At 31.7% G+C, this 25,775-nt stretch carries 25 protein-coding genes; 9 read left to right on the forward strand and 16 right to left on the reverse strand.

The window, feature by feature from the left end; genetic code table 11:
* Both AB8B90_RS06425 and AB8B90_RS06430 read left to right on the forward strand, forming a co-directional pair.
* A partial coding sequence (locus tag AB8B90_RS06425) for a YrbL family protein (protein ID WP_405334886.1) occupies positions 1-473 on the forward strand: 473 nt, incomplete at its 5' end.
* Positions 474-562: 89 nt separating this feature from the next.
* Positions 563-739 carry a hypothetical protein gene (locus tag AB8B90_RS06430; protein ID WP_405334888.1) on the forward strand — a complete coding sequence of 59 codons (177 nt, stop codon included), beginning with the start codon at positions 563-565 and terminating at the stop codon, positions 737-739.
* A 73-nt stretch (positions 740-812) separates the two neighbouring features.
* Here AB8B90_RS06430 and AB8B90_RS06435 read toward each other — a convergent pair whose 3' ends face one another.
* From AB8B90_RS06435 to AB8B90_RS06455, 5 genes are all read right to left on the reverse strand, one after another.
* A complete protein-coding gene (locus AB8B90_RS06435; RefSeq protein ID WP_405334889.1) occupies positions 813-3,275 on the reverse strand; it encodes a TonB-dependent receptor domain-containing protein in 2,463 nt (820 codons plus the stop codon).
* Between the two features lie 109 nt (positions 3,276-3,384).
* Positions 3,385-3,792, reverse strand: a complete 408-nt coding sequence (locus AB8B90_RS06440; protein WP_405334890.1) for a hypothetical protein — start codon at positions 3,790-3,792, stop codon at positions 3,385-3,387.
* Positions 3,793-3,802: 10 nt separating this feature from the next.
* Entirely contained in the window at positions 3,803-4,147 is a 345-nt protein-coding gene (arsC, locus tag AB8B90_RS06445) for an arsenate reductase (glutaredoxin) (protein ID WP_405334892.1), read from the reverse strand.
* Between the two features lie 3 nt (positions 4,148-4,150).
* A protein-coding gene (prfB, locus tag AB8B90_RS06450; RefSeq protein WP_405334894.1) for a peptide chain release factor 2 occupies positions 4,151-5,261 on the reverse strand; the annotation gives its coding sequence in 2 pieces (ribosomal slippage) (positions 4,151-5,197 and positions 5,199-5,261; 1,110 coding nt in all).
* A gap of 78 nt (positions 5,262-5,339) precedes the next feature.
* On the reverse strand, positions 5,340-5,996 hold the full coding sequence (locus AB8B90_RS06455; RefSeq protein WP_405334896.1) for a GNAT family N-acetyltransferase: 657 nt from the start codon (positions 5,994-5,996) through the stop codon (positions 5,340-5,342).
* A 151-nt stretch (positions 5,997-6,147) separates the two neighbouring features.
* Here AB8B90_RS06455 and AB8B90_RS06460 point away from each other — a divergent pair, with 151 nt between their 5' ends.
* Together AB8B90_RS06460 and AB8B90_RS06465 are read left to right on the forward strand one after the other, a co-directional pair.
* Positions 6,148-8,613: a zinc-dependent metalloprotease gene (locus tag AB8B90_RS06460; protein WP_405334898.1), complete on the forward strand. Its 2,466-nt coding sequence runs from the start codon at positions 6,148-6,150 to the stop codon at positions 8,611-8,613.
* Positions 8,614-8,616: 3 nt separating this feature from the next.
* On the forward strand, positions 8,617-9,636 hold the full coding sequence (locus tag AB8B90_RS06465) for a threonine aldolase family protein (RefSeq protein WP_405334900.1): 1,020 nt from the start codon (positions 8,617-8,619) through the stop codon (positions 9,634-9,636).
* An 8-nt stretch (positions 9,637-9,644) separates the two neighbouring features.
* Here the strand turns inward: AB8B90_RS06465 and AB8B90_RS06470 are convergent, their stop codons facing one another.
* Entirely contained in the window at positions 9,645-9,968 is a 324-nt protein-coding gene (locus AB8B90_RS06470; RefSeq protein ID WP_405334902.1) for a YbaB/EbfC family nucleoid-associated protein, read from the reverse strand.
* A 62-nt stretch (positions 9,969-10,030) separates the two neighbouring features.
* Between AB8B90_RS06470 and AB8B90_RS06475 the strand changes: the two genes are divergently transcribed.
* The 3 genes from AB8B90_RS06475 (at position 10,031) to AB8B90_RS06485 (ending at position 14,618) form a co-directional block, all read left to right on the forward strand.
* Complete coding sequence (locus tag AB8B90_RS06475; RefSeq protein ID WP_405334904.1) at positions 10,031-12,091, forward strand: S9 family peptidase; 2,061 nt, start codon at positions 10,031-10,033, stop codon at positions 12,089-12,091.
* A 75-nt stretch (positions 12,092-12,166) separates the two neighbouring features.
* The gene (locus AB8B90_RS06480) at positions 12,167-13,204 is read left to right on the forward strand and encodes a PLP-dependent cysteine synthase family protein (protein WP_405334905.1); all 1,038 of its coding nucleotides are present in this window, start codon (positions 12,167-12,169) and stop codon (positions 13,202-13,204) included.
* A 154-nt stretch (positions 13,205-13,358) separates the two neighbouring features.
* Positions 13,359-14,618 carry an aminotransferase class I/II-fold pyridoxal phosphate-dependent enzyme gene (locus AB8B90_RS06485; RefSeq protein ID WP_405334907.1) on the forward strand — a complete coding sequence of 420 codons (1,260 nt, stop codon included), beginning with the start codon at positions 13,359-13,361 and terminating at the stop codon, positions 14,616-14,618.
* Between the two features lie 99 nt (positions 14,619-14,717).
* Here the strand turns inward: AB8B90_RS06485 and AB8B90_RS06490 are convergent, their stop codons facing one another.
* The 4 genes from AB8B90_RS06490 to AB8B90_RS06505 form a co-directional block, all read right to left on the reverse strand.
* The gene (locus AB8B90_RS06490) at positions 14,718-15,425 is read right to left on the reverse strand and encodes a 16S rRNA (uracil(1498)-N(3))-methyltransferase (RefSeq protein WP_405334909.1); all 708 of its coding nucleotides are present in this window, start codon (positions 15,423-15,425) and stop codon (positions 14,718-14,720) included.
* Positions 15,425-16,063 carry a peptidylprolyl isomerase gene (locus AB8B90_RS06495; protein WP_405334911.1) on the reverse strand — a complete coding sequence of 213 codons (639 nt, stop codon included), beginning with the start codon at positions 16,061-16,063 and terminating at the stop codon, positions 15,425-15,427. Before AB8B90_RS06495 ends, AB8B90_RS06490 begins: the two co-directional genes overlap by 1 nt.
* 102 nt (positions 16,064-16,165) lie before the next feature.
* Positions 16,166-16,828, reverse strand: coding sequence for an ABC transporter ATP-binding protein (locus tag AB8B90_RS06500; protein ID WP_405334912.1), 663 nt, complete (start codon positions 16,826-16,828; stop codon positions 16,166-16,168).
* 50 nt (positions 16,829-16,878) lie between these two features.
* Positions 16,879-19,320 carry a DUF5916 domain-containing protein gene (locus AB8B90_RS06505; protein WP_405334913.1) on the reverse strand — a complete coding sequence of 814 codons (2,442 nt, stop codon included), beginning with the start codon at positions 19,318-19,320 and terminating at the stop codon, positions 16,879-16,881.
* A 209-nt stretch (positions 19,321-19,529) separates the two neighbouring features.
* Between AB8B90_RS06505 and folE the strand changes: the two genes are divergently transcribed.
* Both folE and AB8B90_RS06515 read left to right on the forward strand, forming a co-directional pair.
* Complete coding sequence (folE, locus tag AB8B90_RS06510) at positions 19,530-20,126, forward strand: GTP cyclohydrolase I FolE (RefSeq protein WP_405334915.1); 597 nt, start codon at positions 19,530-19,532, stop codon at positions 20,124-20,126.
* Positions 20,127-20,176: 50 nt separating this feature from the next.
* Positions 20,177-20,470, forward strand: coding sequence for a hypothetical protein (locus AB8B90_RS06515; RefSeq protein WP_405334916.1), 294 nt, complete (start codon positions 20,177-20,179; stop codon positions 20,468-20,470).
* A 13-nt stretch (positions 20,471-20,483) separates the two neighbouring features.
* Here AB8B90_RS06515 and AB8B90_RS06520 read toward each other — a convergent pair whose 3' ends face one another.
* From AB8B90_RS06520 to AB8B90_RS06545, 6 genes are all read right to left on the reverse strand, one after another.
* Positions 20,484-21,245, reverse strand: a complete 762-nt coding sequence (locus AB8B90_RS06520; protein ID WP_405334918.1) for a CDP-alcohol phosphatidyltransferase family protein — start codon at positions 21,243-21,245, stop codon at positions 20,484-20,486.
* Between the two features lie 42 nt (positions 21,246-21,287).
* Positions 21,288-21,755 (reverse strand): DUF4375 domain-containing protein, encoded by a 468-nt coding sequence (locus tag AB8B90_RS06525; RefSeq protein ID WP_405334920.1) that lies wholly within the window; start codon positions 21,753-21,755, stop codon positions 21,288-21,290.
* A 106-nt stretch (positions 21,756-21,861) separates the two neighbouring features.
* Positions 21,862-22,443 (reverse strand): type 1 periplasmic binding fold superfamily protein, encoded by a 582-nt coding sequence (locus AB8B90_RS06530; protein ID WP_405334922.1) that lies wholly within the window; start codon positions 22,441-22,443, stop codon positions 21,862-21,864.
* 68 nt (positions 22,444-22,511) lie between these two features.
* Entirely contained in the window at positions 22,512-24,914 is a 2,403-nt protein-coding gene (locus AB8B90_RS06535) for a TonB-dependent receptor (RefSeq protein ID WP_405334924.1), read from the reverse strand.
* 34 nt (positions 24,915-24,948) lie between these two features.
* A complete protein-coding gene (locus AB8B90_RS06540; protein WP_405334926.1) occupies positions 24,949-25,284 on the reverse strand; it encodes a hypothetical protein in 336 nt (111 codons plus the stop codon).
* The coding region (locus AB8B90_RS06545; protein WP_405334928.1) for a DUF6787 family protein at positions 25,284-25,775 on the reverse strand (492 nt) is incomplete at its 5' end. The genes AB8B90_RS06540 and AB8B90_RS06545, both read right to left, overlap by 1 nt.

Consider the following 25,775-nt stretch of genomic DNA (forward strand, 5'->3'; position numbering starts at 1 on the left):
AAATTAATTATTTTAAAAAAATAAGTAAAAAAAATTGGAAGAAATTTGAATATACTTTCTTTACAAGGTATTACGGACAAGTAAATAAAAATTTAGGAGATTGTTTTGTTGATGAGTTTATAACTGAAGAAACTACAGACAAGATTTCTAAAACAATGGAGTATTACCTTTTAAATCCAGATCCAAACGTAACCGATGATATGCTGCGTGAAGCTTTTAATCGTTTAAAGCGATTAATGATAAAACACAGAGTAATTGCCAATGATATTAGATCGAAAAATATATGCTGTAAAATTCTTAAGAATGGCAGTATCCAAATGATTATGGTAGATGGAGTAGGGCACAGAGACTTTATTCCTATTGTAGAATGGTCAAGTTATTTTGCAAAAAAGAAAATAGAACGACGTTTAATCAAACATGATTTACATGATATTGAAATACAAAGAGCGTTCTTAAAAAGTCTAGAAGAATAATTCTTTTAATATCCTGTTAATAAAACCCAAATAAACTATTGTAAAACAAATCTGATTATTATATCTTTGTAGCAACAAAAAAAAACCACATGTTTGAATTTGACCAATATTTAGGATTTTTAGCATTTTTAACCATTTTAACAATAGGCTTTTGGTTAATGATTTTCTTAATCACATTTGTAGTTCCTTATTGGATTGGTGGTTCGCTGATTGAGCGTATGAAAGAAATTAAAGAAGAAAAGAAAGCTAAGCGATTAAATAGTTAATCATTAGCATCAGTTTATAAAAAAAAGGAAACCAATACGGTTTCCTTTTTTTGTTGTATTAAAATATGATTTTCTATCCTTCAAAGTCAAAATCATCACCACTTCCTCGTCCTGAACGTTCACGTTTTTTCTTCTGATTGAAACGATATGTAAATGATAAATTAAATGAACGCTCTCTCCATTGAAATTCACTATAAGAATTAAAAGTAGGTGTCATTGTTTCAGATCTACGTTTTCTAGAATTAAATACATCACTAACATTAAAAGCTATTGAAGCGCGTTCTTTAAAGAGGTCTTTACTAAATGCCAAATTCATTGAAAATATGCCTTCGGTTTTGTTCTGAGCATCCTCTCTCGGACCTCTATAATTTAAACGTGTCTGCCAGTCTATTTCACCAGGAAGCTTGTATTTATTGTTAAGACGAACAAACCAACTTAAGTTTTCTGCACTAAAGTCTTGTTCTTGAAATACACCATCAGTAATCGATTGAAAAATATTAAAGTTACCATTAATATTCCATTTTTTTGTTGGTCTGTAAGTTAATGTAAACTCAAAACCATAACGGTCATTAGTTGCAAGATTTATTGGAGAACGTCTTAAAATAGGTACCAATTGATTTTCGTCTATTTGGTCAAAACCAGGATCATCTGCACTTACAATTTCGTTAGTACTAAAATTAAAAAAATCATTAGTATCAAAGTTTATTAAATTAAAACTGTCTGTAGTTCTCTGATAATAAATAGATGAATTTAGGGTAAGTTTCTTACTAAATCGTTTGTAATATCCTAAATCAAATGTATCTGAAAAACTCGGATCTAAATCTGGATTTCCTTGGAATAAACTTGTAGGAGAACTTCGAGATGGGAATGGATTAATAAAACGAGAACGAGGTCTTCTTATTCTTCTGTTATAGCCTAATGTTACATTCTCATCTTCACTAATTTCATAGGCTAAATTTACTGTTGGAAAGAAACTAAGATAATTCTTTCTATCAAAAGCATTTGATGTTTGCTGATCAATTGTGATTCTAGTATCTTCTAATCTTAATCCAAGAAGATAACTGAATTTATCACCTAATTTACTTCCAAACTGAGTGTAAGCAGCATTTACATATTCTCTGTAAATTAAATTATTGGTTAGGTCTGTACTTAATTCAAAAGCATTCGTTTGATCATCTCTTAAAAATACTGTATAGTCTGTGTCTAAAGTTAGAAAACGTCCTTGATATCCAAATTCAAGTTGAGTAACTTCTCCAATTGGCAACACGTAATCACTTTGCAAGAAAATACGTTTTTGGTCTTCATTAGTTGTGACATCTTCTACATCTATATCATTTTGTTCTATTAGTGATTGTTCACGTTCAGAACTAGATTCATATTGAAAGTTAGTCGTTAATCTATGATCAGTATTATCACCAAATTGCTTGTCAAAATTTACGGTGTACTGAATTGTTTTATCATCTTCAAATTCTGGATCAAAGCGATTTATGAATTCTGTAGTGTTTGTGTCATTTATGAATCTTATAATGTTGTTGGTGCTTTCTTGTTCATTATCACTATCACGAAATTGAATAGAGGTCGTTAGTGATGCTTTTTCAGTAATATACCATTCTACACCAAAGTTTGTGTTAAGTCCTTTTCGTTTACGATCAAAATTTCTAGTTTCCTCTTGAGTATTTCCTGAAGAAATAAATTCTGAGTCTGAAAAGGCATTTCCAGGAATTTCTCTGTAATTATAACCTGTTGTATTAAAAAAATTGAAATCGCCAGTTCTGTAATTTAGGTTTCCCGATATACCAGCTTGTAATGGATATCCTGCATTTACAGTAACTGCTCCATTGAGTCCTTGTAATTTACTTCGTCTTAAAATGATATTTAATATACCAGCAGTCCCTTGAGCGTCATATCTAGCAGAAGGAGAGGTGATGACTTCAACACGTTCAATAGCTTCAGCTGGAAGTTGTCTTAAAGCTTCAGTAGAATTGAGTCCAACTAACCCTGAAGGTTTACCATTGATTAATATTCTAACATCATCATTTCCTCGAAGGGCCACATTACCTTCAACATCAACAGAAACAGAAGGTACGTTATCCAATACATCACTAACAGTTCCACCTCTTACAGTCAAATCTTTACCAATATTGTATATTTTTTTGTCAAGCTTAATCTCAGCTGTTGTGCGTTCTGCTATAATTTCTACTGCATCTAGTGCTTCTAAATTTAAAGAAAGACCAACCGTACCTAGATCTATATTTTTATCAATTAATTTGTCAGTGTAAGTTTTGGTTTTATAAGACAAGTATTCAATCTTAACATCATAAGAACCAACAGCAATTTCAATATTAAATACTCCATCAATATCAGTGATGCCACCAGTCACAATTGTGTTTTTTGCTTTATCAATAAAGGATATGGTAGCGTATTCTAATGGGAAATTCTCTTCAGCGTCAACAACTTTACCAGATACAATAACTTCGGTTTGGGCAAAGCAAATCGTTGTAAAAAATATAAAAAATAATGATAATTTTAGTTTCATAAACAAGTAATTCTGTGATATGCAATTTAGATGTGCAAAAATAAAATTACTTGCTTCTACTTAGGGTTAATCTTTTGTTAAACTAAAACGATTAAAATAATTATGTTGACTAATTGTCACGCTTTTTTTTACGTTTTTTCTTTTTCTTCTTTTGATCAGACTTATCGTTTCCTTTAGCTTTTTCTATAAGTTTATCAACAAATTCTTCACCTAACATTTCTTCAATATCTTTAAAATGAATGCTGTCTAGGTCATTAACTAAAGCCGTTTTTTCATGTTCTTTAATATTGAGCAAATTAATTTTTTTTAATTCATCATAATATGTATTCAGTCTCTGCGTTAAAATATGTTTTTGAAATTCATCTAAATCAAAACCATCAATAATGTTGGCGATGTATTGTGACAATTTCATTTCAATTTTATCTTCAATTTTTGCTCTCTCTTTTTCGGCTTTAGTTTGCGCTTCAAGATTTAAACTAAATACTATTAGCCATAGTGCTATAAAAATAGGTTTCATTATATTTATATTATTCAATTATAGTTTTTATAAGGTCAACAGGTCTACCAACGACAGCTTTATTATTGTTTATAACAATAGGACGTTCAATCAGTTTTGGGTTTTTTACCATTGCAGAAATAATAGCTTTATCTGTTAAGTCTTTTCCTTTAAAATCAGATTTCCAAATGGCTTCATTTTTTCTAACCAAATCAATAGGTTTAATACCTAATAAAGTGATGATTTCTTCTAGTATTTTTTCTGAAATTGGTTCGTCAAGATATTTAACAACTTCAAATTCCTTGCCAGAATTTTCAAGAAGTTGAAGTCCTAGTCTTGATTTTGAACAACGCGGATTGTGATAAATTGTAATCATAAGTTATAATTCATTTGGATTCTCTTCTTTTTGCCCCATCATCATGAGGTATGCTTTTAAAAATGGCTCTAAATCACCGTCCATTACAGCATCAACATTTCCAGTTTCATGTCCAGATCTAACATCTTTCACAAGTTTGTATGGATGCATCACATAATTTCTAATTTGACTTCCCCATTCAATTTTCATTTTCCCAGCTTCAATATCATCGCGTTGAGCCATTTGCTTTTGCAATTCTATTTCGTAAAGTTGGGATTTTAACATTTGCATAGCTCGTGATCTGTTATCATGTTGCGATCGTGTTTCTGAGCATGATATTTGAATGCCAGAAGGCTTATGTGTCAACTGAACTTTAGTTTCAACCTTATTCACATTTTGACCACCAGCTCCACTAGAACGAGCTGTAGTAATTTCTATATCTGCTGGATTAATATCAATTTCAATAGTATCATCGACTAAAGGATAAACATATACAGATGCAAAACTTGTATGACGTTTAGCATTGCTGTCAAAAGGAGATATACGAACTAAGCGATGAACACCATTTTCTCCTTTGAGCCAGCCAAAGGAAAAGTCACCTTCAATTTCTAAGGTTACAGTTTTTATACCAGCGACATCACCTTCTTGAAAGTTAAGCTCTTTAACTTTAAACCCATTTTTTTCAGCATACATTAAATACATACGCATTAGCATACTAGCCCAATCACAAGATTCAGTTCCACCTGCTCCAGCGGTAATTTGAAGTACAGCACTTAAGCTATCACCTTCATCAGACAACATATTTTTAAATTCTAATTTTTCAATTAAGGAAATGGCTTTGTTGTATCTGTTTTCAACATTTTCAGCTGTAGCTTCTTCCTCTTTAAAAAAGTCATAAATGACTTCTAAATCTTCTAATAATGTTTTTCCAGAATTGTAGTCTTCTACCCAACTTTTTTTCTCTCGAATCGACTTCATAATCAATTCTGCTTGCTTCGAGTCATTCCAAAAATTGGGATCAAATGTTTGTTCTTCTTCGTTAGATATTTCTATCAGTTTGGCATCTATGTCAAAGATAGTGCCTTAGTTTATCAAGGCGTGTATTAAGATCTTTAATGTGATCTGAAGTAATCATAATTCAAAAGTTTGAAAACGAAAATAAGATATATATCATTCAGAAAAAACTAAAAATGAATTATGTTTTGAACAAGATTCAAGAAAGTGAATCTAATAGCACTGTTTTAAGTTCTTCAGAAATTTCAACAAAGTCAATCTTTCTTCGGAATAAGAACCAATTTTCTTTTCTAATCATGTATGGTGTAAATCCGATTCTACAAAATCCTTTAAGACTCGCCTTGTTTTCTTCTTCCACAAATGCAATAACTCTACTTAATTTTTGGTATTGAGGTTGTTGGATAATTTTCGCCATTGCACTTGACATGATACGTAATCCTCTATAATCAGGATGTGTAAAAACACCTTCGATAATGGCTTCTTTCTCATTTAGTTTAGGGAAAACTGGTCCGAAGTAATCTAAAACTTGTTGTTGAGATGTGAGCGTAAATAACCATTGCCTATAAATTGTAGAATTCTCTTTATTAGTAGCGACATAACAATTAGGGATTTGTTCTTCAACTAGTCGAGCGTGTCTAAATTCTTCATTTAAAGCATTAGTATCTGAAGACTCAAAAGGTCTTATTGAAATATCGATTTTAGAGTCTGTGACATTGAGTTTTAAAGGGATTGCTTCTAAACCAACAAAGTTTGTTCTTGAGTAAATGCGTTTAGAAACACCAATAAAAACAGGTTTTATAGTTCCTTGTTTAAGTAGTTTTAATGCTATTAGTAGTCTTTTATGGAGCGTTTTCAATACAAATTGATTTTTTGCAAATAGAACAAAAATGATAAATTTACGTAATTCACATTTAATTTGACACACTTAAAATTTTAACGTCACATTTATTAATGTAGCTCTAAGGATTTCACATAATTTGCGTAAATTTATATGCTAAATTTTTTATATGAAATCACATATACTTACTACCGTTTTTTTACTTTTTGTATCTCAATTATTTTCTCAGGTTTTAGACAAAAAAGACCTTAATAATTATAATGGCTTTTTTAATTTTTATTATGAAGAAGCTCAAGATAAAATTTACTTAGAAGTTAATAATTTAAATGATGAGTTTTTATATGTAAACTCATTAGCTACTGGAGTTGGAAGTAATGATATTGGCTTAGATAGAGGACAATTAGGAAGAGAACGCATTGTTAAATTTCAAAAGGCTGGAAATAAATTACTATTAGTGCAACCTAATCAAAACTATAGAGCTATTACTGACAATAATCTTGAAAAGAAAAGCATCGAGCAAGCTTTTGCTAAGTCAGTATTATTTGGATTTAAAATAGAAGAAGAGAATAACGGTTCTTACATTATCGATTTAACGCCTTTTTTAATGGAAGATGCTCATGGTGTAGCAGCTACTTTTAAACAAAGAAAAGAAGGGACATATAGTTTAGATAAAAGTAAAAGCGCATTGTCTCTAGATCGAACAAAAGCTTTCCCTAAAAATGTAGAGTTTGAAGCCTTATTGACATTTAAAGGAACACCTGTAGGGAAAAATATAAGAACTGTTGTTCCAACAGCATCCTTAGTTAGTGTAATACAACATCATAGCTTTATTGAACTTCCAGATGAGGACTATGAAATGCGTGAATTTGACGTTAGAAGTGGTGCTATTTCAATGTCTTTTATGGATTATGCAACACCTATTCAAGATCCAATTAGAAAACGTTATGTCATACGCCATCGTTTAGAAAAAAAGAATCCTAAAGCAGAAATGAGTGAAGCAAAAGAACCCATCATCTATTATTTAGATCCTGGTACTCCAGAACCTGTTCGATCTGCTTTGTTAGAAGGAGCAAGGTGGTGGAATGAAGCTTATGAAGCAATTGGCTTTAAAGATGCATTTCAAGTAAAAATGCTACCCACAGATGCAGACCCAATGGATTGTCGCTATAATGTAATTCAATGGGTGCATCGCTCGACTAGAGGGTGGAGTTATGGTGGCAGTGTTATTGATCCAAGAACCGGAGAAATCATTAAAGGTCATGTGAGTTTGGGTAGTTTACGAATCCGTCAGGATTTTATGATTGCACAAGCCTTATTAAATAAACCTTTTGCTGAACGTGATGATAATTATCAGCCTATGTTAAAGATGGCTCTAGCAAGAATTAGACAGCTAAGTGCTCACGAAGTTGGTCATACCATTGGGTTTGCACATAATTTTGCAGCAAGTGCTAGCGGAAGAGCTTCCGTTATGGATTATCCGCATCCAACAGTAAAATTAACTAATGGAGAAATAGATTTAGACGATGCTTATGCAGTTGGAATAGGAGATTGGGATAAAGTGACAGTGGCTTATAGTTATTCTGAATTTGATAAAAATGCGAATGATAAAGACGAGCTCAATAAGATTTTGAAGGTGTCACGTTTTATGTCAATGAGTTTTATTTCTGATAGTGATGCTAGACCAAAAGGTGGAGCTCATGCTTTTGCACACCTTTGGGATAATGGAAAAAGTGCCTCGGAAGAATTAAATAATGTACTTGCAGTTAGAGCTAAAGCGATTGAGAATTTTTCAAAAGATAATATTCGAGAAGGTGAACCGTATTCTGTTTTAGAGGATGTGTTTGTGCCTTTATATTTTTTCCATCGTTATCAAACTGAAGCTGCTTCTAAAGTTGTTGGAGGCTTGAATTATAATTATGCTGTAAAAGGTGATGGGCAAACGATTGTCGAATCAGTTGATGTAAATAGTCAAAGAGAAGCAGTAAATGCCATTTTAAAAACGATTTCTGCTGAGGCTTTAGCTATTCCGAAGAATAAATTAAAATTATTTCCACCTAGAGCTTACACATATAATAGAGGACGAGAGTCTTTTTCTAGCAAAACAGGAGTTGCCTTTGATCCTATTAGTGCTGCAGCTACAGCAAGTAATATGACATTAAGTTTATTATTACATCCTGAACGCGCCAATAGAATGGTTCAGCAATATAGTTTAGATAGTAATCAATTAAGCTTAGAAGAGTTATTACATCTTTTAATTGAAAACACGATTAAAAAGCAAAATATTGATCCATATCTCAAAGAAATTCAGCACACTATAAATGCTAATGTCTTAAAACATTTAATGAATCTTGCTGTAAACGATAAAGCGATATTCCAAGTTAATGCGATTGCAAATCATTATATAGACGAATTTAAAAAGTATTCTAACGTTCCAGTTAAAAGGAATATGGACAATTTACCCAAAACAAACTCTGGTATTAATAAAGTGATATTATCTGTAGATTATAGAAAACAATACTTAAAACTTATTGAAGAATTTGATGAAAACCCAAATAAATTCAAATTAAAAAGCTCGCCTAAAATTCCAGATGGCTCTCCAATAGGGAGTGAATTGTGTAACTATAATGAAGACTAGTTTATGATTATAGATTTAAGAAGCGATACGGTTACTAAGCCCACAAAAGGCATGTTAGATGCTATGATGACTGCAAAAGTTGGTGATGATGTATATAAAGAAGACCCAACAGTAAATGCATTAGAAGAACGACTGGCAAAAATGTTTGGTAAAGATCAAGCCTTGTTTTTTCCTACTGGAAGTATGGCTAACCAAGCAGCAATAAAACTGCATACGAATCCTGGAGAACAAATTATTTGTGATAAATATGCTCATATTTATAATTATGAAGGAGGTGGAGCGTCCTTCAATAGTGGTGTTTCTTGTAAACTTATTGATGGTCATCGAGGTATGTTTACAGCTACACAAGTAGAGGAATGTATTAATCCTCCCGATTTTTATCATAGTCCGCTAACATCTTTAGTAGAAGTCGAAAACACGACCAATAAAGGTGGAGGCGCATGCTGGGATTTTGAAGAATTAAAGCAAATTAAAACGGTTTGTGATCATCATAATTTAGGATACCATTTAGATGGTGCCAGACTATGGAATGCTTTAGCTAAGACTAATGAATCTCCAAAAGATTACGGACAGCTATTTGATACGATTTCAGTGTGTTTAAGTAAAGGCTTAGGTTGTCCTATAGGTTCGGTGTTAATTGGTGATCATGAGTTAATGCAAGGCGCCATCAGAATCCGAAAGATATTTGGTGGTGGAATGCGTCAAGTTGGATATTTGGCTGCTGCAGGAATTTATGCTTTAGATCATCATCTAGACAGACTTAATGAAGATCACAAAAAAGCAACAGAAATAGGAGCGCTACTACAGGACTTGTCAATTATAAAAATTGTTGAGCCAATCGAAACTAACATTGTTATTTTTGAATTAGAATCTCATGTTGATGAAGCAGAATTTATTCAGCAATTAGCAGATAAAAATATTCATATCATTGGTATGGGAAGTAATAAACTTCGTATGGTAACCCATATTGATTACACAGATGCTATGCACAGTAAATTACTAGAGATTTTAAATGATTTCTAAATTACAATCTATTTAAACATATCCATTCCCGGAATATTTGGCATACCAGCTTTAGCAACTGAAGCAACTTCAGTTTCATGAACAGATGTTGCACGTTCAATGGCTTTGTTTAATGTCAGAATTAAATAATCTTCAAGCATGTCTTTATCTTGAAGCAATTCATCATCAATCTCTATTGATTTAATAGTTCTATTAGCAGTAATAGTGATTTTTAGTTTGTTATCATTGCTATTTTCGTCTATTAAAACTGAGTGAAGACGTTCTTTTGTTTCTTCAACTTTTTTTTGGGTTTCTTTCAACTTACCCATCATTCCCATCATATCTCCAAACATATTATAAAGTATTAAATTATGAGTTACAAAATTACTAAATTGCTTGACTTTTAAAAAGAAAAATGAAGACGACTATTAAAGCTCCAATTGCAAGGAAGATTCCCAAAGAATTAGAAATCCATAATGATCTTAGAATTGATAACTATTTCTGGTTAAATCAACGTGACGATCAAAATGTGTTAGATTATTTAAATGCTGAAAATGATTTTTATCAACAAGAAACTGCACATACTAAAGATTTAGAAGACCAGCTTTTTCAAGAAATGAAGGCAAGAATAAAGGAAGATGACACTTCAGTTCCTTACAAGTATAATGGCTACTGGTACATCGTTCGTTATGAGAAAGGAAAAGATTATCCTGTTTACATTCGTAAAAAAGAAAGTCTAGAAGCTCATGAAGAGTTGTTATTTGATTGTAATGACATGGCTGACGGTCATGGATATTTCAGATTAGTAGGATTAAGTGTCAGTCCAGATAACACTATGATTTCTTTTGGAGTGGATACTGTTGGAAGACGTCAGTATAAGCTTCAGATTAAAAGTTTAATTACAAATGAAGTGTTTTCAGATGTCATAGAAAATACGACAGGATCGTCTACTTGGGCAAATGATAATTGTACAATTTTCTATACCAAAAAGGATGAGCAAACACTAAGAGCAAATCAGATATACAAGCATAAAATTGGTGATTCTGAAAAGGATGATGTTATAGTTTTTACTGAAGATGATGAAACCTTTGGAGCTACAGTTTATAAATCAAAATCTAGAAAATATATTATAATTGCTTGTTACAGTACTCTAACTAACGAATACCATATTCTAAATGCTAATGAACCAGATAAAGAATTCAAGGTGTTTCAAAGAAGAATTAGAGGACTTGAATATAGTATTTCTCATTTTGAAGATCATTTTTATGTGGTAACTAATAAAGATGATGCGACCAACTTCAAACTTATGAAAACTCCCGAATCAGCTACAAAACTAAACCACTGGACAGAAGTCATTTCACATAGAAAAGAGGTGCTGATAGAAGATTTAAATATATTTAGTGATTATCTAGTGATAAGTGAGCGTTCTAATGGTTTAAATCATATCAGAATTAAACGTTGGGATAATACCGAAGATTATTACCTTCCTTTTGATAACGAAACTTATACTTGTAATGTGGGTACTAATGTTGATTTCGATACTGAAATATTAAGGTATTCATATAATTCACTTACCAATCCTGCGTCTGTAATAGATTTCAATATGAAAACTAAGTCGAAGCAGGTAATGAAAGAGCAAGAAGTTCAAGATCCTAATTTTGATAAAAATAATTATACTTCTGAAAGAATTTGGGCTGCCGCACAAGACGGAACTAAAATACCTATGTCTGTTGTTAGACGAAAAGATACTAAACTAGACGGCAATTCTCCCTTATTACAATATGCATATGGGAGCTATGGATCAACAGTAGATCCATATTTCTCAACCATTAGACTAAGTTTATTAGATAGAGGATTCATATATGTTATCACACATGTAAGAGGAGGCGAGTACCTAGGTCGTATTTGGTATGAAAATGGAAAATTGCTTAAAAAGAAAAATACATTTACAGATTTTATCGATTGTTCAAAACATTTAATTACAAATGGATATACAAATTCATCTCATTTATATGCCATGGGTGGAAGTGCTGGTGGACTATTAATGGGAGTTATTGTTAATGAAGTACCAGAATTATACAATGCTGTAATTGCTGCTGTACCATTTGTTGATGTCGTTACTACTATGTTGGACGATACAATTCCATTGACTACTGGTGAATATGATGAATGGGGAAATCCCAATAAAAAAGAACACTACGATTATATTAAAAGTTACGCTCCGTATGATAACGTAAAAAAGCAAAATTATCCAAACTTGCTAGTAACCACAGGATTGCATGATTCTCAAGTACAATATTGGGAGCCCGCAAAATGGGTAGCAAAACTCAGAACTTATAAACAAGATACTAACAAGTTGTATCTTGTGACTAACATGGAAGCTGGTCATGGTGGTGCTTCTGGGCGATTTGAATCCTTGAAAGAAGATGCTCAAGAATATGCGTTTTTGCTAGACTTAGAAGGAATTACTAGCTAGTTTCAAAAAAATTACTAATTTTGCAAGGTTTTATGTTCCATTGTTAATTTTCAATGGAGCTGATAAATAGCGTTTATGAAACAAGACAAACATGTATTTGATAACGTTTTACAATTAATTGGTAAAACACCACTTATCAAATTAAACAAAATTGCTAAAGACTTTACAGGAGATTTCTTCGCAAAAGTTGAAGCTTTTAATCCTGGTCATTCTTCAAAGGATAGGATTGCACTTCATATAATAGAAGAAGCTGAAAGACAAGGTATTTTAACACCTGGTGATACAATAATTGAAACAACCTCTGGTAACACAGGTTTCAGTATTGCTATGGTAAGCATTATAAAAGGATACGAGTGTATATTGGCTGTAAGTTCTAAATCTTCGGCAGACAAGATTGATATGCTTAAATCTATGGGAGCACAAGTTTATGTGTGTCCGGCTAATGTTAGTGCTGACGATCCACGCTCATACTACCAAGTAGCCAAGCGTTTACACAATGAAATTAAAGGTTCTATATACATTAATCAATACTTTAATCAGTTAAATATTGATGCACATTACAATACTACGGGTCCAGAAATTTGGAATCAAACTGAAGGTGAAATCACTCATTTAGTTGCTTGTAGTGGTACAGGTGGAACAATTTCAGGGATTTCTAAATATCTTAAAGAGCAAAACCCGAATGTAAAAATTATTGGTGTTGATGCTTATGGCTCTGTTTTAAAGAAATACCATGAAACTCGTGAGTTCGATGACAAAGAAATTTATCCATACCGAATAGAAGGTTTAGGAAAAAACTTGATTCCTACAGCAACAGATTTTGATTTGATTGATAAGTTTGTAAAGGTAACAGATGAGGAAAGTGCTCATACAGCTCGAGAAATTTCAAGGACTGAAGGTTTATTTGTAGGGTATACTAGTGGAGCAGCAATGCAAGCTTTAAAACAATTAAACGAAGAAGGAGAATTTAAAAAAGGAGATAAAATAGTAGTTATCTTTCCTGACCATGGATCACGTTATATGAGTAAAGTATACAGTGATAAATGGATGGAGGAACAAGGTTTCTTTGATAGTAAAACTGAAGTTTCAGAAAGTATTCAATACATAAAATAAAATTATTTAATATTACAGGAGTCCTATTGCATTTAAATGTAATAGGACTTTATGTTTTAAGGTCTTATAAACATTGGATTCAAAAATATTATGCAGTCATAATATAATTGATTAATTTTGCTCCAACTAATTAGACTAAAATTAATAGCTTTAAATGAAGGATTTATTTGAAAAGATTTATAAAGATAAAGGACCGTTAGGAAAGTGGGCTTCGCATGCCGAAGGATATTTTGTTTTCCCTAAGTTAGAAGGTCAAATATCTAATAGAATGAAGTTTCAAGGTAAAGACGTAATTACTTGGAGTATTAACGATTATCTTGGCCTTGCTAATCATCCTGAGGTGAGAAAGGTTGATGCTGAAGCAGCTGCTGAATACGGATCAGCTTATCCGATGGGTGCTCGAATGATGTCTGGCCATACAGATCTTCATGAACAATTACAAAATGAACTTGCTGAATTTGTAAGTAAAGAAGCTGCATACTTATTAAATTTTGGCTACCAAGGAATTTTATCAACTATTGACGCTTTAGTTTCGAAAGATGATATTATTGTTTATGATGTTGATGCACATGCTTGTATTATTGACGGTGTTCGTTTGCACATGGGTAAACGATTTACTTATAAACATAACGATGTAGAAAGTCTTGAGAAAAACTTAGAACGAGCTACTAAAATGGCTGAGCAAACTGGTGGAGGGATTTTAGTGATTTCTGAAGGAGTGTTTGGTATGCGTGGTGAACAAGGTCGACTTAAAGAAATTGTTGAGCTTAAAAATAAGTTCAATTTTAGACTACTTGTTGACGACGCACATGGTTTTGGAACTTTAGGTAAAACAGGTGCTGGTGCTGGTGAAGAACAAGGTGTTCAAGATGATATTGATGTCTACTTCGCTACATTTGCTAAATCGATGGCAAGCACAGGTGCATTTATTGCCGCTGATCAAGAAATTATAGATTATTTAAAATATAACTTGCGTTCTCAAATGTTTGCCAAATCACTACAAATGCAACTTGTTGTTGGTGCACGTAAACGTTTACAGATGTTAAAAACAATGCCAGAGTTAAAAGAAAATCTTTGGACTATTGTTAATGCATTACAATCTGGATTAAAAGAGCGTGGATTTGATATTGGAACAACTCAAAGTTGTGTAACTCCAGTATATCTAAAAGGTAGCATTCCTGAAGCAATGGCTTTAGTACGTGATTTACGTGAAAACTACGGGATTTTCTGTTCTATAGTAGTATACCCAGTAATCCCGAAAGGTTTAATTCTTTTAAGAATGATTCCAACGGCTACACATACAATTGAAGACGTAAATGAAACTTTAGACGCATTTGATGCTATTAGAGAGCGTTTAGAAAATGGAACTTATAAACGATTATCTGCTGCAGTTATTGCTGCAATGGGAGAATAATATTTTAAGACATATATAATAAAAAGCCGATGAATTTTCATCGGCTTTTTTATATTCAAAATATTGATTTTAAGTTTATTATATAAACTTATATAAAGTTTATAATTCATTAATTAATGCTACTGTATGGCAAGCTACAATCGCTGCTGTTTCAGTTCTTAATCTAGTGGTTCCTAAGGTTACAGGTAAGAAATTCGCTTCAATAGCTAATTCAATTTCTCTAACACTAAAATCGCCTTCTGGACCAATTAAAATTGTGATATTTTGATTAGGTTTTATTTCTTTTTTTAAAGACATTTTATTAGAATCTTCGCAATGTGCTATACACAATATACCTTCATGCTTACTGCTAATAAAATCGTTATAGCTAATTGCTTTATTTAATTTAGGTAAATAACAGCTAAGTGATTGTTTCATAGCTGACAAAAGAATTTTCTCATAACGCTCAGTTTTTATAACACGACGTTCACTATTCTCACAATAAATAGGAGTGATGCTATCAACACCAATTTCTGTTGCTTTTTCTAGAAACCATTCATAACGATCATTAATTTTTGTAGGAGCGACTACCATGTGCAAGGAATAATCGCGTTTGGGTTTGCTTTCTGAAGAAATAATGTTTGCAATACACTTTTTTTGATCAGCTGAAATTATTTCAGAAGTAAAGAGATTACCTTTCCCATTAGTAATGAATAATATATCTCCAACAGATTTCCTTAAAACTCTAACGATGTGTTTGCTTTCTTCTTTAGAAAATTGAATTTGGTCTTTATCTTGAGATAATTCCGAATTAAAAAATAACTGCATTATTTAACAGGTTCTGTGAATTTTAGCACCTTTATTTCTTCTATATACTTTGTGTCTTCTGTTTTTAAAATCACATAATACCATTGCTGATCTGGAACATCAACAGTAAAAATATCATTAACGTTGTGGGAATTATCTAATACTTGAACTTCAAAATCTGGATGTAAATCACCTTGTGTTACCCATCCTAAATCACCACCACGATTTGCATTATTGTCCATTGAGTAGTGTTTAGCTAAATCTTCAAAACGGAAGCCACTTCTATATTTAGCAATGATATTTTGTCTAAGCACATTAATATCTTCTAAAGATTTTTGCTTGCCATCTAAAAATATATAACTTAGTTTTTGATAAGGAATATCACTTTTATCAATCACTTTATAATAGGTCTTGGTCATATCAGTTTTATAAATTTTCTTAGAACCTTTGCCAAGTCTAAATAATTCGCCAGCAATTTTAGTATTATGCTTTTCTTTGTTAAATGTTATAACCTTCCCTTTGAGAGATTTATTTTTTTTAACAAAAATCTTTGCTTCATCTAGTGTTTGAATAGAATCAATTTCACTTTCAAAGTCTTGTTGTGAAAAAGAAACGGCTGCAGTTAGACATGTGATTAGTAAAAATATATTTTTTAACATAGTTCGGGTTGTTTAAGATATTGGTCAAATTTAAACCGAAAGACCAATCCTAAAACAGAAGTTTAATGAAGTTTTTAAGAATTGATTGTTTATAACTTAGTTTTAGACTTGTATTTGACCATCAACCATCGTTAATTTACGGTCTGCCATATCTGCTAAATCTTTATTATGAGTAACGATAACGAATGTTTGTCCGAATTCATCTCTTAATTTAAAAAAGAGTTGATGAAGATTTTCAGCAGATTCACTGTCTAAATTACCAGAAGGCTCATCAGCAAAAATAAGTTCAGGATTATTAATTAATGCTCTAGCTACAGCAACACGTTGTTGTTCTCCTCCGGAAAGCTCACTTGGTTTATGATGATACCTAGATTTAAGCCCTAAAAAATCTAATAACTCTTTCGCTCTATGTTCTGCTTCATTTTGAGATTTACCATTAATAAAAGCAGGAATGCATACATTTTCTAAAGCAGTAAATTCAGGTAGTAGCTGATGAAACTGAAAAATAAAACCAATATGGTCGTTTCTAAACTTGGCTAAAGATTTATCGTTAAGTTTTGAGATTTCAGTGTTATTTATTTTTAAAACATAGTCAGTATTTGAATCTACTTTATCTAGTGTGCCTAAAATTTGTAAAAGTGTAGTTTTACCAGCACCTGAAGCTCCAACAATTGAAACGATTTCTCCTTTTTCAATATTGAGGTCAACACCTTTTAAAACTTGTAAGTCGCCATAGTATTTATGAATATTCTTAACCTGAATCATTTTCCTTTTAATATAAGTTAAAAGTAATACTTTATGCTTTGCTGTACAATTTAAGAATCTGTTTTCTTCTTATTACTTAGCATTCGTTTTACATCATTGTAATCTAAGAAGTATTGTAAGCGAAGTGAAAATGTATTTTGCATTGGTTGATCAAAAAGCGTATTTAAACTATTACTGTATGATGCAGTAGAGTTTTCATCAATATTAAATAATTGATTTCTATATAAAGCTGTTAAAAAGCTACCAGGAGCAAATTGCCATGAGTAACTTAAATCGATGTTCCATGTACTGAAATTGATGTCGGGATCACTACCAATATTATCACGATTAAAACCTGAATCTGTTGTTAATCTTCCATTATTTAGAAGGGTGTACATATCAAAATTATAATTTACTGTATCCCAATAATGTCTGAAGGTAAGTGCTAATACATTGAAAGGATTAAAAGTATAGTTGGCAGAAATACTATTTGTTACTATTTGTCTTTGACGCTCTCCAAATATTGGTTCATCATTAACTTCAGTAGCATAACCTCTATCACCATTTCTGTGTCTAAAATTAAGTCTATATACCATTAAAAAATTATCATTAAAACGAACTCTTGGACTAATTTCAAAATCATAAGTAAAGAAATTTCTACCGTCTTCAAATAAGGTTCCAATGTTAGCTCTTAGATCTAAAGCAAATATTCGATTATAATTTGATGAAAACCAACCACCTGTACTTGCGAAATTTTCAAAAATAAAAGCTCTCCCATCGCGTGATTCGAAAAAATCGTATTGTTTACCAGGTTCAATATTTAATCTAAAGCCATAAGAATCAAGCTTTATAGAAGTAGCTCTGTAACCACCACCAAAGTTTATACCAGTAAATACTCCAGGATTCGCAAGCATTCTGTAATTTATAAAACCATTAATCCTATAACTATTGAGCTTACCTTTGGGTTCAAACGTTTCATAAGATGCATCTGCGCCAAAATTATTGAAGTTATTTCTAAACTGAAGGCCTAAATCATTTATTTCATATTTAGTATCTGCAAATCGATGATCAAAACTATATCTGAAATTACCAGCGACTTTTCCTGCAAAAAGAAAAGTACTAAATCCTGTTTCAGCATCAGCTAATTGATAATTTACATGACTCATTTTTCCTTCTGTAATCAATCGGAATGTATTTTTATTATTGGTTAAATCAGATCTTAAAGCTGTTGCATTAGCATCTCTAAAACTACCTTCTCGCAAAACGTTAGTATTAATTAAACTCACTGAAGAGTTTGCGCTAAATTGTTTGTCGACAACTAAAATATTATAGTTTGTAAAGGGTTCAATGACTTCTGTCCTTGATTCTCCGGTATTATCGTTAGTAATTCTAGCATCTGTTTTTTCAGTAATAGCATTAAATATTCCAACTCCCCATCCATTTTTGGTTCTACCAGAAACTTTTATAGCATTAAGAACTTTAACTTCATCAGGAGCATTTATAGACTCGTTATCAGAATCATATTCTATCTGTCCACTAGGAGCACCTCCAATTCGTCTAGAGAAGAATAATCCTCCTTTTGAAAATAAATCAACACCTTCCGTAAAAAATTGCCTTTGTTCAGAAAAGGTTTGTTCGAAAGGCCCTAAGTTGAGAACAACGTTATCAAAACCTGCTTGACTAAAATCAGGAACTAATGTGGCATCGAGGGTGAAGTTTTCAGTAATACCATACTTTACGTCCATCCCAAAAGTGATATCGGTTTCAGTGTCTCCATCAAAAGAATTTAAGATGCCTGTTGTAAAGGGATAAAGAATTAGTCGAGTAGGAGGTTTTATACCTTTTAAACCTTGCATTTCTCCATTATACAGACCGATGTATCCTTTTGTAACATCAATAGGATTCCATGTGTATTGTGATCTAAATCTTCTGAAATGTCTATGAAACTGCAAGCCCCAAGTTGGCGCTTCCTGATTATCGAAACGTAAAGCTCTGTAAGGTATTTTCATTTCTAAAGACCAACCGTCATCATTAATTTTAACAGCACTATCCCAAACAGCATTCCAGCTAAAATCTTCACCAATACTAGGGGATGCTAATGCGTCTGCTTGAACACCTGAACTAAATACAAAAAACTGAGTATTATTTTGAGCGTCATTATTAGGATTCAGAATTATTGCAAAAAAATCAGATTGTCCAAAATTATCTCTGCTGGTTAATTGCTTCATGATGTTTTCTGGATCATCGTACAAGTAAGCAGAAACATAGATAGCTTCGTCATCATATGACATTTTCACTACTGTGCGCTCGTTTTCAGACAATGTATTGCCCATTTCTGGTCTAAACTGAATAAAGTCTGTTGCTATATTTGCTGATTTCCAAACCTCATCATCTAGAATGCCGTCAATTTTAGGAGCTTTAGCTGCTCTTTCTATTTGAAGTTGTTTTTTTTCTTGTGAGTTAGCACAAAAACATAATAATAAAAAAGAACAAAGAATAAAGTGGAGTTTCATTCAAAAGCGATTGGTAAGTAATGTCAAGTATTAATTAACACTAAATAATGATTGATATTATTAGCAATACAAATCTACTTAACTAGATAAATGTATTATCATAAGCAAAAGTTAAAATGAATACCATATTGTTAATCTTTGGACACTTAAATTATAGAATTAGATATACTATTTTTTACTACTTTTATTAAAAATTAAACGATTTTAAGATGCCATATCAAAAGTTTGAAGAATATAATATTAAAGTGACAGACGATGTTAAACAGCGTTATGAAGAAATTATAAATGATTTAGGAGAAGATACTTCACGTGATGGATTATTAAAAACACCTGAACGTGCTTCAAAAGCTATGCAGTTTTTGACACAAGGGTATAATCAAGATGCAGCGGAAATTTTGAAGAGTGCTATGTTTAAAGAATCATATAACGAAATGGTGATTGTTAAAGATATTGAATTGTATTCGCTTTGTGAACATCATATTTTGCCTTTTTTTGGCAAAGCTCATATTGCTTATATTCCTAATGGACATATTGTTGGTTTAAGTAAAATACCAAGGATTGTTGATGTATTTGCCAGACGACTTCAGGTTCAAGAACGCTTAACTGAACAAATATTAGATTGTATTAATGACACACTAAAACCTGAAGGTGTTGCAGTGGTAATTGAAGCCTCTCATATGTGTATGATGATGCGAGGTGTTCAAAAGCAAAATTCAAGAACTACAACGTCTGGATTTAGAGGGGCTTTTGAAAATATTGAAACCCGAACTGAGTTTTTAAAATTGATAAGTGAAAATTTGTCTTAAGATTTTTTTTGGTATGTTTCTTGTTTACAGGTTAATTAAAATTACAATTAATGAATAAATACAAAAAACTAGCATTAGGGATTCTTTTTGACGCTTTGGGTTACATCACTTTTTTAATACCAGGCGTAGGAGAATTTGGAGATATTGTTTGGGCTCCAGCTTCAGCTTGGTTAATGACAAAATTATACAAAGGAAAATCAGGTAAAATTGCGGCAATGATTTCATTTATCGAGGAAGCTTTACCCGGAATGGATGTAATTCCTACCTTTACGCTAATGTGGCTATACACTTATGTGTTCTCTTCTAAAAACAGTTCTGATGAAACCATTATTGATATCAATTAAGAGTGCATTTGATTTAAAGTGATTTTCTAATTGCTATAAATACAAAAATCATTGACGAGTACGCTATAAAAAAAGGTATGATGTAGTCTTTTAATCCGAATAGCAATAGTACAGCGATTAATAATAGCTGAAACCCTAATCCAAACGTAGATATAGCAGTCATTAACCAATTGGGTGTGGTTTTTCCGTTAGAGGCATTTTTATCTAGAGCATAAATAACTTTATCAAAATTTCCATAGAGAATTTTGTACAACTTAAATAAAAAGTTGACATGGCTTTGTTTTTCATTTTTTAAAGCAAGTGGTGTTTCATTTTCAAAAACTCGACTAGTTGTGTCTCCATTAAACTTGTTTCTTAAAATCACATAATAATAGTTGTACAATGTGCCTTGAAGCTGCAAACCAACAAAAGCTAAAATTGTCGCCCAGATATTTGAATTACTGATATGCCAAATAGCAATTAAAATAATAGCATTTAAAATAATATCTGCAATCGAATCTAAATAACGTCCAGTATATGATGGCGTATTCTTAATTCGAGCTAATTCACCATCAGCAGCATCAAGTATTGATTTGAAAATTAAGAAGAAAGCTGCAGCCCAATAATTAGAATAGATAATACAAACAGTTCCTATTAAACCTGAAACAATAAAAGCTAGTGTAACGTGTATTGGTGTAAAACCTGTGTTTTTTAGTGAAAAAGCGATCACTCGTGCAGCTGGTCTTCCATAATCTGAAAGATCTACGAATTTATGTGCTTTGGGTAATTTTGACATGTGTAGTCATGTGGATAAAATAATGTTGTGGAATATACCAAATTAGTACTCAAAAAATGTTTTATACTTTTTTATGTAATTTATTAACAAAGCGACAATATCTTCTTTTGAATTCAATAATGAATTTTCTATGTCGTTCCATTTTATATCAAGCTTAGTATCAAGTTGATTCATTAGTTTTCTTCTAAAAAAAATATCTTTAGGTACTGGGAGCTCTGGAAATGTTTTAATAATTAGATTTACTAACTCAGCAGTATCATGTGCACCAATAGCGGTGTAAGCGTTTAAAACTTCATGAGCATATGCTCCTGATGAATTATAAAAGAATTCATAAACACAACCATTAATAAGCTCGCCTTCAAAGATATCAATGTAGACAAAAGTTTGTTCTGGCTGACTTAAATATGAAAAACCATTGATTTCATTGGCTTTATTCCAAAGTACTGTACCTACAAGTTCGATAATCTCAGTATCTTGTTTTTGGTTTAGTGCGAAATCTATTTCAGTCATACAAATCTTTGATTCTATTTTGCAAAAATACGGCTAATTTATACAAGAGTTATTAAAAATAAAAGGCTACTGTTTAAAGTAGCCTTTTTTATATAAATATGTTTAATTATTGGATGTTGAGACCTGTAAAAGTTACATCAACATCTGTTGAACCACCAGTTTGTGTTCCAAATCCATCTGAATCATCTACAGTTTCTGAGTCGTGAAATAATTGAACTGTAATACTTCCCATTCCTGAAGAATTAGCTGACCATGTAGTTTCATATCCAAGAGAATTACCATCCATTCTTACAATATCGTTTCCTGATCTAGCAAATGTCATATCAAGTCCGTTGATAGCATATATGAAAAAATGCTCATCTGGCTCATCATCTCTTACTTCTTCAGTAATATCTTCACCTTCAATAGAGTTAAACAACTCTATTGTTGCAGTATAAGTTGATCCTGCAAAAAAGTTACCCGTAATTGTTTGAGAAGGAACTAATGGTCCGTCATCGCCATCTGGATCGATATTTGACAAAGTTACTACGTTTGATGGGTTTGCGTCATTAACGAATCTAAGCGTCACGTCAGTAATCACTTCTTCTTCGTTTGGTTCTTCAACAGTACTACCATCATCGTCATCTGAACAAGATGCAAAAAGAGTTATACATAAAATTGCGGTTAAAAATAACTTAGTTGTTTTCATAAAGTTTAAATTATAGTATTGTGTATTCATTGTTTTAAGATTTGATTTATTTGTTTTCATAATTTATTTTAATAATTAAGTTTTAATTGTAATGTTACGTTTCTTCCTAAGTCATCAGCAAAAAAGCGTAAACGGTTTAAATAATTTCTATAAGACGTGTCTAATAAATTGTTTATTCCAAAAGCTATATTTAGATCAGTTTTTGCATTTAAAGCAAACGTAGCTTGACTGTAAAAATGAAATAAATTATAAGCTGGAGGAGGCGTACTAATATCTAATAATTCAATGTCTTCAGTAGAAGGGTTTTCAACTTCAAAATTGAAATCTGGGAATTCATTTTGTTCAAAAACCCATTCAGACTTTATGCTTGCAGAAAAATTATACCAATTTTGGTTTTTATATGTAATACTATTTGTAGTACTGAATGCAGGTATATCGATAAGAGGTAAATCATCTTCATCATATCCTTTAATAAAAGCAGTTTTATTGAGCCAATTCCACTGATTTGATAAATCATAACTCATCGTTAAATCTAAACCAAATAGTCTTGCATTGGTCTGTTCATATTCCCATACAGGAAAAGCACCTCTATTACTTTGAAGTACACTTGTTGGTCTAAGGTATATGTAATTATTTATGACATTATAAAATCCATTAACATTGATGCTGAAATTAGTAATGTCATATCCATAAGTTACCGATACGCGATTAGCTATTTCTGGATTTAGCCTTAAATCACCTAATTCAATACGAGCAGCAGAGTGATGCAAACCATCACTAAAAAGTTCAGCAGGATTTGGAGGTCTGCTAGCTAAATTATAATTTGCTAATACGTAGCTTTCATTATTAAAGTTATAGCGCATTCCGATAGATGCAGATACATTGTGAAAATCAAAAACTGGATTTGTAAATATATTTGCTCCAGAAATCCCTTCTCGTTCGACTTCAAACTCAGGAAAGTCTATATCATATCCACGTTCCTGCCATCTTGAAATACGATAAAATTTAAACGCATCAACTCTTGTAAAATCATATCGTAAACCCGCGTCAAGTAGTAATTTATCATTCAAACGCCATTCGGTAGTGATGTAAGTGCCTAAATCATACTTTTCATAATTAGGAATTAAACGCCTTAAATCAGTGTTAGGTGCATAATTATCTTGATATCGAGCTAGTATTCCAAAGTTAAATTTTCGATCTAAATTTGAATCTAAATTAACATCTGCAAGAATCGTATGAGTTTGCAAGGTTAGATCTAAAGCAGCATCATTTCTAAGTTCACCACGTCTAATATCAAACTCTAAACGATTGTTATTTTGATAATCATATTGCAAGCTAATTTTTCCGAAATTTTTATAACGTTTAAAATATTTTGCCTTCAGCAAATGATGTATAACCTCTTGTTTAGGATTATCAATTGAATAACTAAAATCTCTAATTATTGCTGGTTGTTGATTGTTAATTGCATTAATTAAATCATTTACATTACCAATGTGAGAAGAACTCAAAATTCCAATTTCATTATTGATGTAACTATAAAATAATTCAAAACCTGATTCAAAAGTGTTTTTCCCTGCATGAATTGAAAAACTTTGTGATTGTAAACCAGTATTTGTTAGACTATAATCTGGCGCTTCAAAATCACCATTTTGCTTTATTGTGCCTTGAATATTAGCATACCAACCAGATTTATAACTTTTATTTAAAGTTGATGTCGCACTAAACCCTCTTCCATTAGTTTGTCCGTTAAGTATCGTTTTTCCGTAAAGACTATCTTTTCTGATAGGTTTCTTTGGATTAATTACTATAACTCCTCCAACAGCATCACTTCCATAAGCTAGAGCACCTGAACCTTTGATGACAGATATTTGATCTGCACTATTGATATCAATATTTGGTGCATGTTCGATTCCCCATTCTTGATCTTGTAGACGCACATTATTATTGAGAATAAGAATTCTACTACTATGCAATCCGTTTATCATTGGCTTAACAATACTATTTCCAGTATTAATAGAAGACACACCAGAAACCTCTTTTAAAGCATCACCTAAACTAAGGCCACTATATTGTTCAATAATTTTAGTTTTGAGCAATGTTTCTTGAGCGGTTTTGGTTGTTTTTAAATTTCGGCTACCAACAACGGCTACTTCATTCAACTCCTCAATATGGTGCTCAAGTGTGATAGATTTAAACACGTCGCTTTCCATGAGTATAGAAACTGTTTTAGTTTCACACCCAACATGAGATATAACCAAAGTGATTTCGCCTTGGCAGAGATCATCAATTTTGAATTTCCCATCAAAGTCTGAAATTATGTACTTATCCAGCTGTTTAATATATATGTTTGCAGCTATGATTGGTGACCCATCATGAAAATCTTTAAGTTCTCCAAGTAGGGTTAAATCACAGTCTTGAGCATAATGAAATCCAAAAGTGAATAACATCAAACCCATAATAAAGTATTTCATCAAAGTTTATTTAATGTAAATGAAAGTTTAAAAATTACATTAAAAATTGAGGTGGTCCTCTAAGGTAAGACGTTAAATGCTGATGACTTTTTAAGAATGAATAGTAAGTAGTTTCAGAGATATTAGTTTCTAAACTACTTTTTAAATTATAACTAAAAAATACAAAGTAAGAATTGTGGTTTATTTTATATTTAAAAAACTCACAATCCATGTCAATTTCGTGAAAATGAGATTGATTTACACCTAGACAAATTTCATGCTCATGATCACTAAATGCGTGTGAAACTTTTACAATTATTGGCGTAAGTAAAACAACCACAACAAAAAGTGTTGCAATTCTAAATACGATATGTTGTTTAAGATGATTCACTAGTTAATCCATTTTCCTAATCCAAAACGTTTTAGCATTTTTTTTTCAAATTCCCAGAAGAATTTATGTTGTCCAAAAAGCCAACCGAAACTCACTAAAAGTATCTGATAGAAAATGAGTCCAATTATAATGAATAATACCCAATAAATGAAAGGGTTTAGGTTTTCTTTAGTAATTCCTATTAGTTTCATCATGGGTCTTCCTACAAAAACAGATGATGATCCTGTAATTGCAAATACAATAAACACACGAATCATTTCCCATTTGTATTCAAGTATCCATTTGTTTTCTAATTTTTTGAAAAGAAAAAGTGTAAGTTTTAACAGTACATAAAACAGGAGTAGAGTAAGTATAATTGTTATAAAAATAGAATAAGGCTTTGTCAATGAATATGACAGCCTGTATGCACTATAACCCAAACCAATGATTCCGAGTATAGGAAAAATAAGTTGCCAATTTTTATTTATTTCCCAACGGTTTTTAAATGACTC

This window comes from Psychroserpens sp. (assembly GCF_045105015.1).
Taxonomy (GTDB): Bacteria; Bacteroidota; Bacteroidia; order Flavobacteriales; family Flavobacteriaceae; genus Psychroserpens.

Bases quoted from the DNA above. Each gene is read 5' to 3' on its own strand.
- AB8B90_RS06430 (WP_405334888.1), top strand. From the start codon at position 563: ATGTTTGAATTTGACCAATATTTAGGATTTTTAGCATTTTTAACCATT.
- AB8B90_RS06435 (WP_405334889.1), bottom strand. From the start codon at position 3,275: ATGAAACTAAAATTATCATTATTTTTTATATTTTTTACAACGATTTGC.
- AB8B90_RS06440 (WP_405334890.1), bottom strand. From the start codon at position 3,792: ATGAAACCTATTTTTATAGCACTATGGCTAATAGTATTTAGTTTAAAT.
- arsC (WP_405334892.1), bottom strand. From the start codon at position 4,147: ATGATTACAATTTATCACAATCCGCGTTGTTCAAAATCAAGACTAGGA.
- AB8B90_RS06460 (WP_405334898.1), top strand. From the start codon at position 6,148: ATGAAATCACATATACTTACTACCGTTTTTTTACTTTTTGTATCTCAA.
- AB8B90_RS06465 (WP_405334900.1), top strand. From the start codon at position 8,617: ATGATTATAGATTTAAGAAGCGATACGGTTACTAAGCCCACAAAAGGC.
- AB8B90_RS06470 (WP_405334902.1), bottom strand. From the start codon at position 9,968: ATGTTTGGAGATATGATGGGAATGATGGGTAAGTTGAAAGAAACCCAA.
- AB8B90_RS06475 (WP_405334904.1), top strand. From the start codon at position 10,031: ATGAAGACGACTATTAAAGCTCCAATTGCAAGGAAGATTCCCAAAGAA.
- AB8B90_RS06480 (WP_405334905.1), top strand. From the start codon at position 12,167: ATGAAACAAGACAAACATGTATTTGATAACGTTTTACAATTAATTGGT.
- AB8B90_RS06485 (WP_405334907.1), top strand. From the start codon at position 13,359: ATGAAGGATTTATTTGAAAAGATTTATAAAGATAAAGGACCGTTAGGA.
- AB8B90_RS06490 (WP_405334909.1), bottom strand. From the start codon at position 15,425: ATGCAGTTATTTTTTAATTCGGAATTATCTCAAGATAAAGACCAAATT.
- AB8B90_RS06495 (WP_405334911.1), bottom strand. From the start codon at position 16,063: ATGTTAAAAAATATATTTTTACTAATCACATGTCTAACTGCAGCCGTT.
- AB8B90_RS06500 (WP_405334912.1), bottom strand. From the start codon at position 16,828: ATGATTCAGGTTAAGAATATTCATAAATACTATGGCGACTTACAAGTT.
- AB8B90_RS06505 (WP_405334913.1), bottom strand. From the start codon at position 19,320: ATGAAACTCCACTTTATTCTTTGTTCTTTTTTATTATTATGTTTTTGT.
- folE (WP_405334915.1), top strand. From the start codon at position 19,530: ATGCCATATCAAAAGTTTGAAGAATATAATATTAAAGTGACAGACGAT.
- AB8B90_RS06515 (WP_405334916.1), top strand. From the start codon at position 20,177: ATGAATAAATACAAAAAACTAGCATTAGGGATTCTTTTTGACGCTTTG.
- AB8B90_RS06520 (WP_405334918.1), bottom strand. From the start codon at position 21,245: ATGTCAAAATTACCCAAAGCACATAAATTCGTAGATCTTTCAGATTAT.
- AB8B90_RS06525 (WP_405334920.1), bottom strand. From the start codon at position 21,755: ATGACTGAAATAGATTTCGCACTAAACCAAAAACAAGATACTGAGATT.
- AB8B90_RS06530 (WP_405334922.1), bottom strand. From the start codon at position 22,443: ATGAAAACAACTAAGTTATTTTTAACCGCAATTTTATGTATAACTCTT.
- AB8B90_RS06535 (WP_405334924.1), bottom strand. From the start codon at position 24,914: ATGAAATACTTTATTATGGGTTTGATGTTATTCACTTTTGGATTTCAT.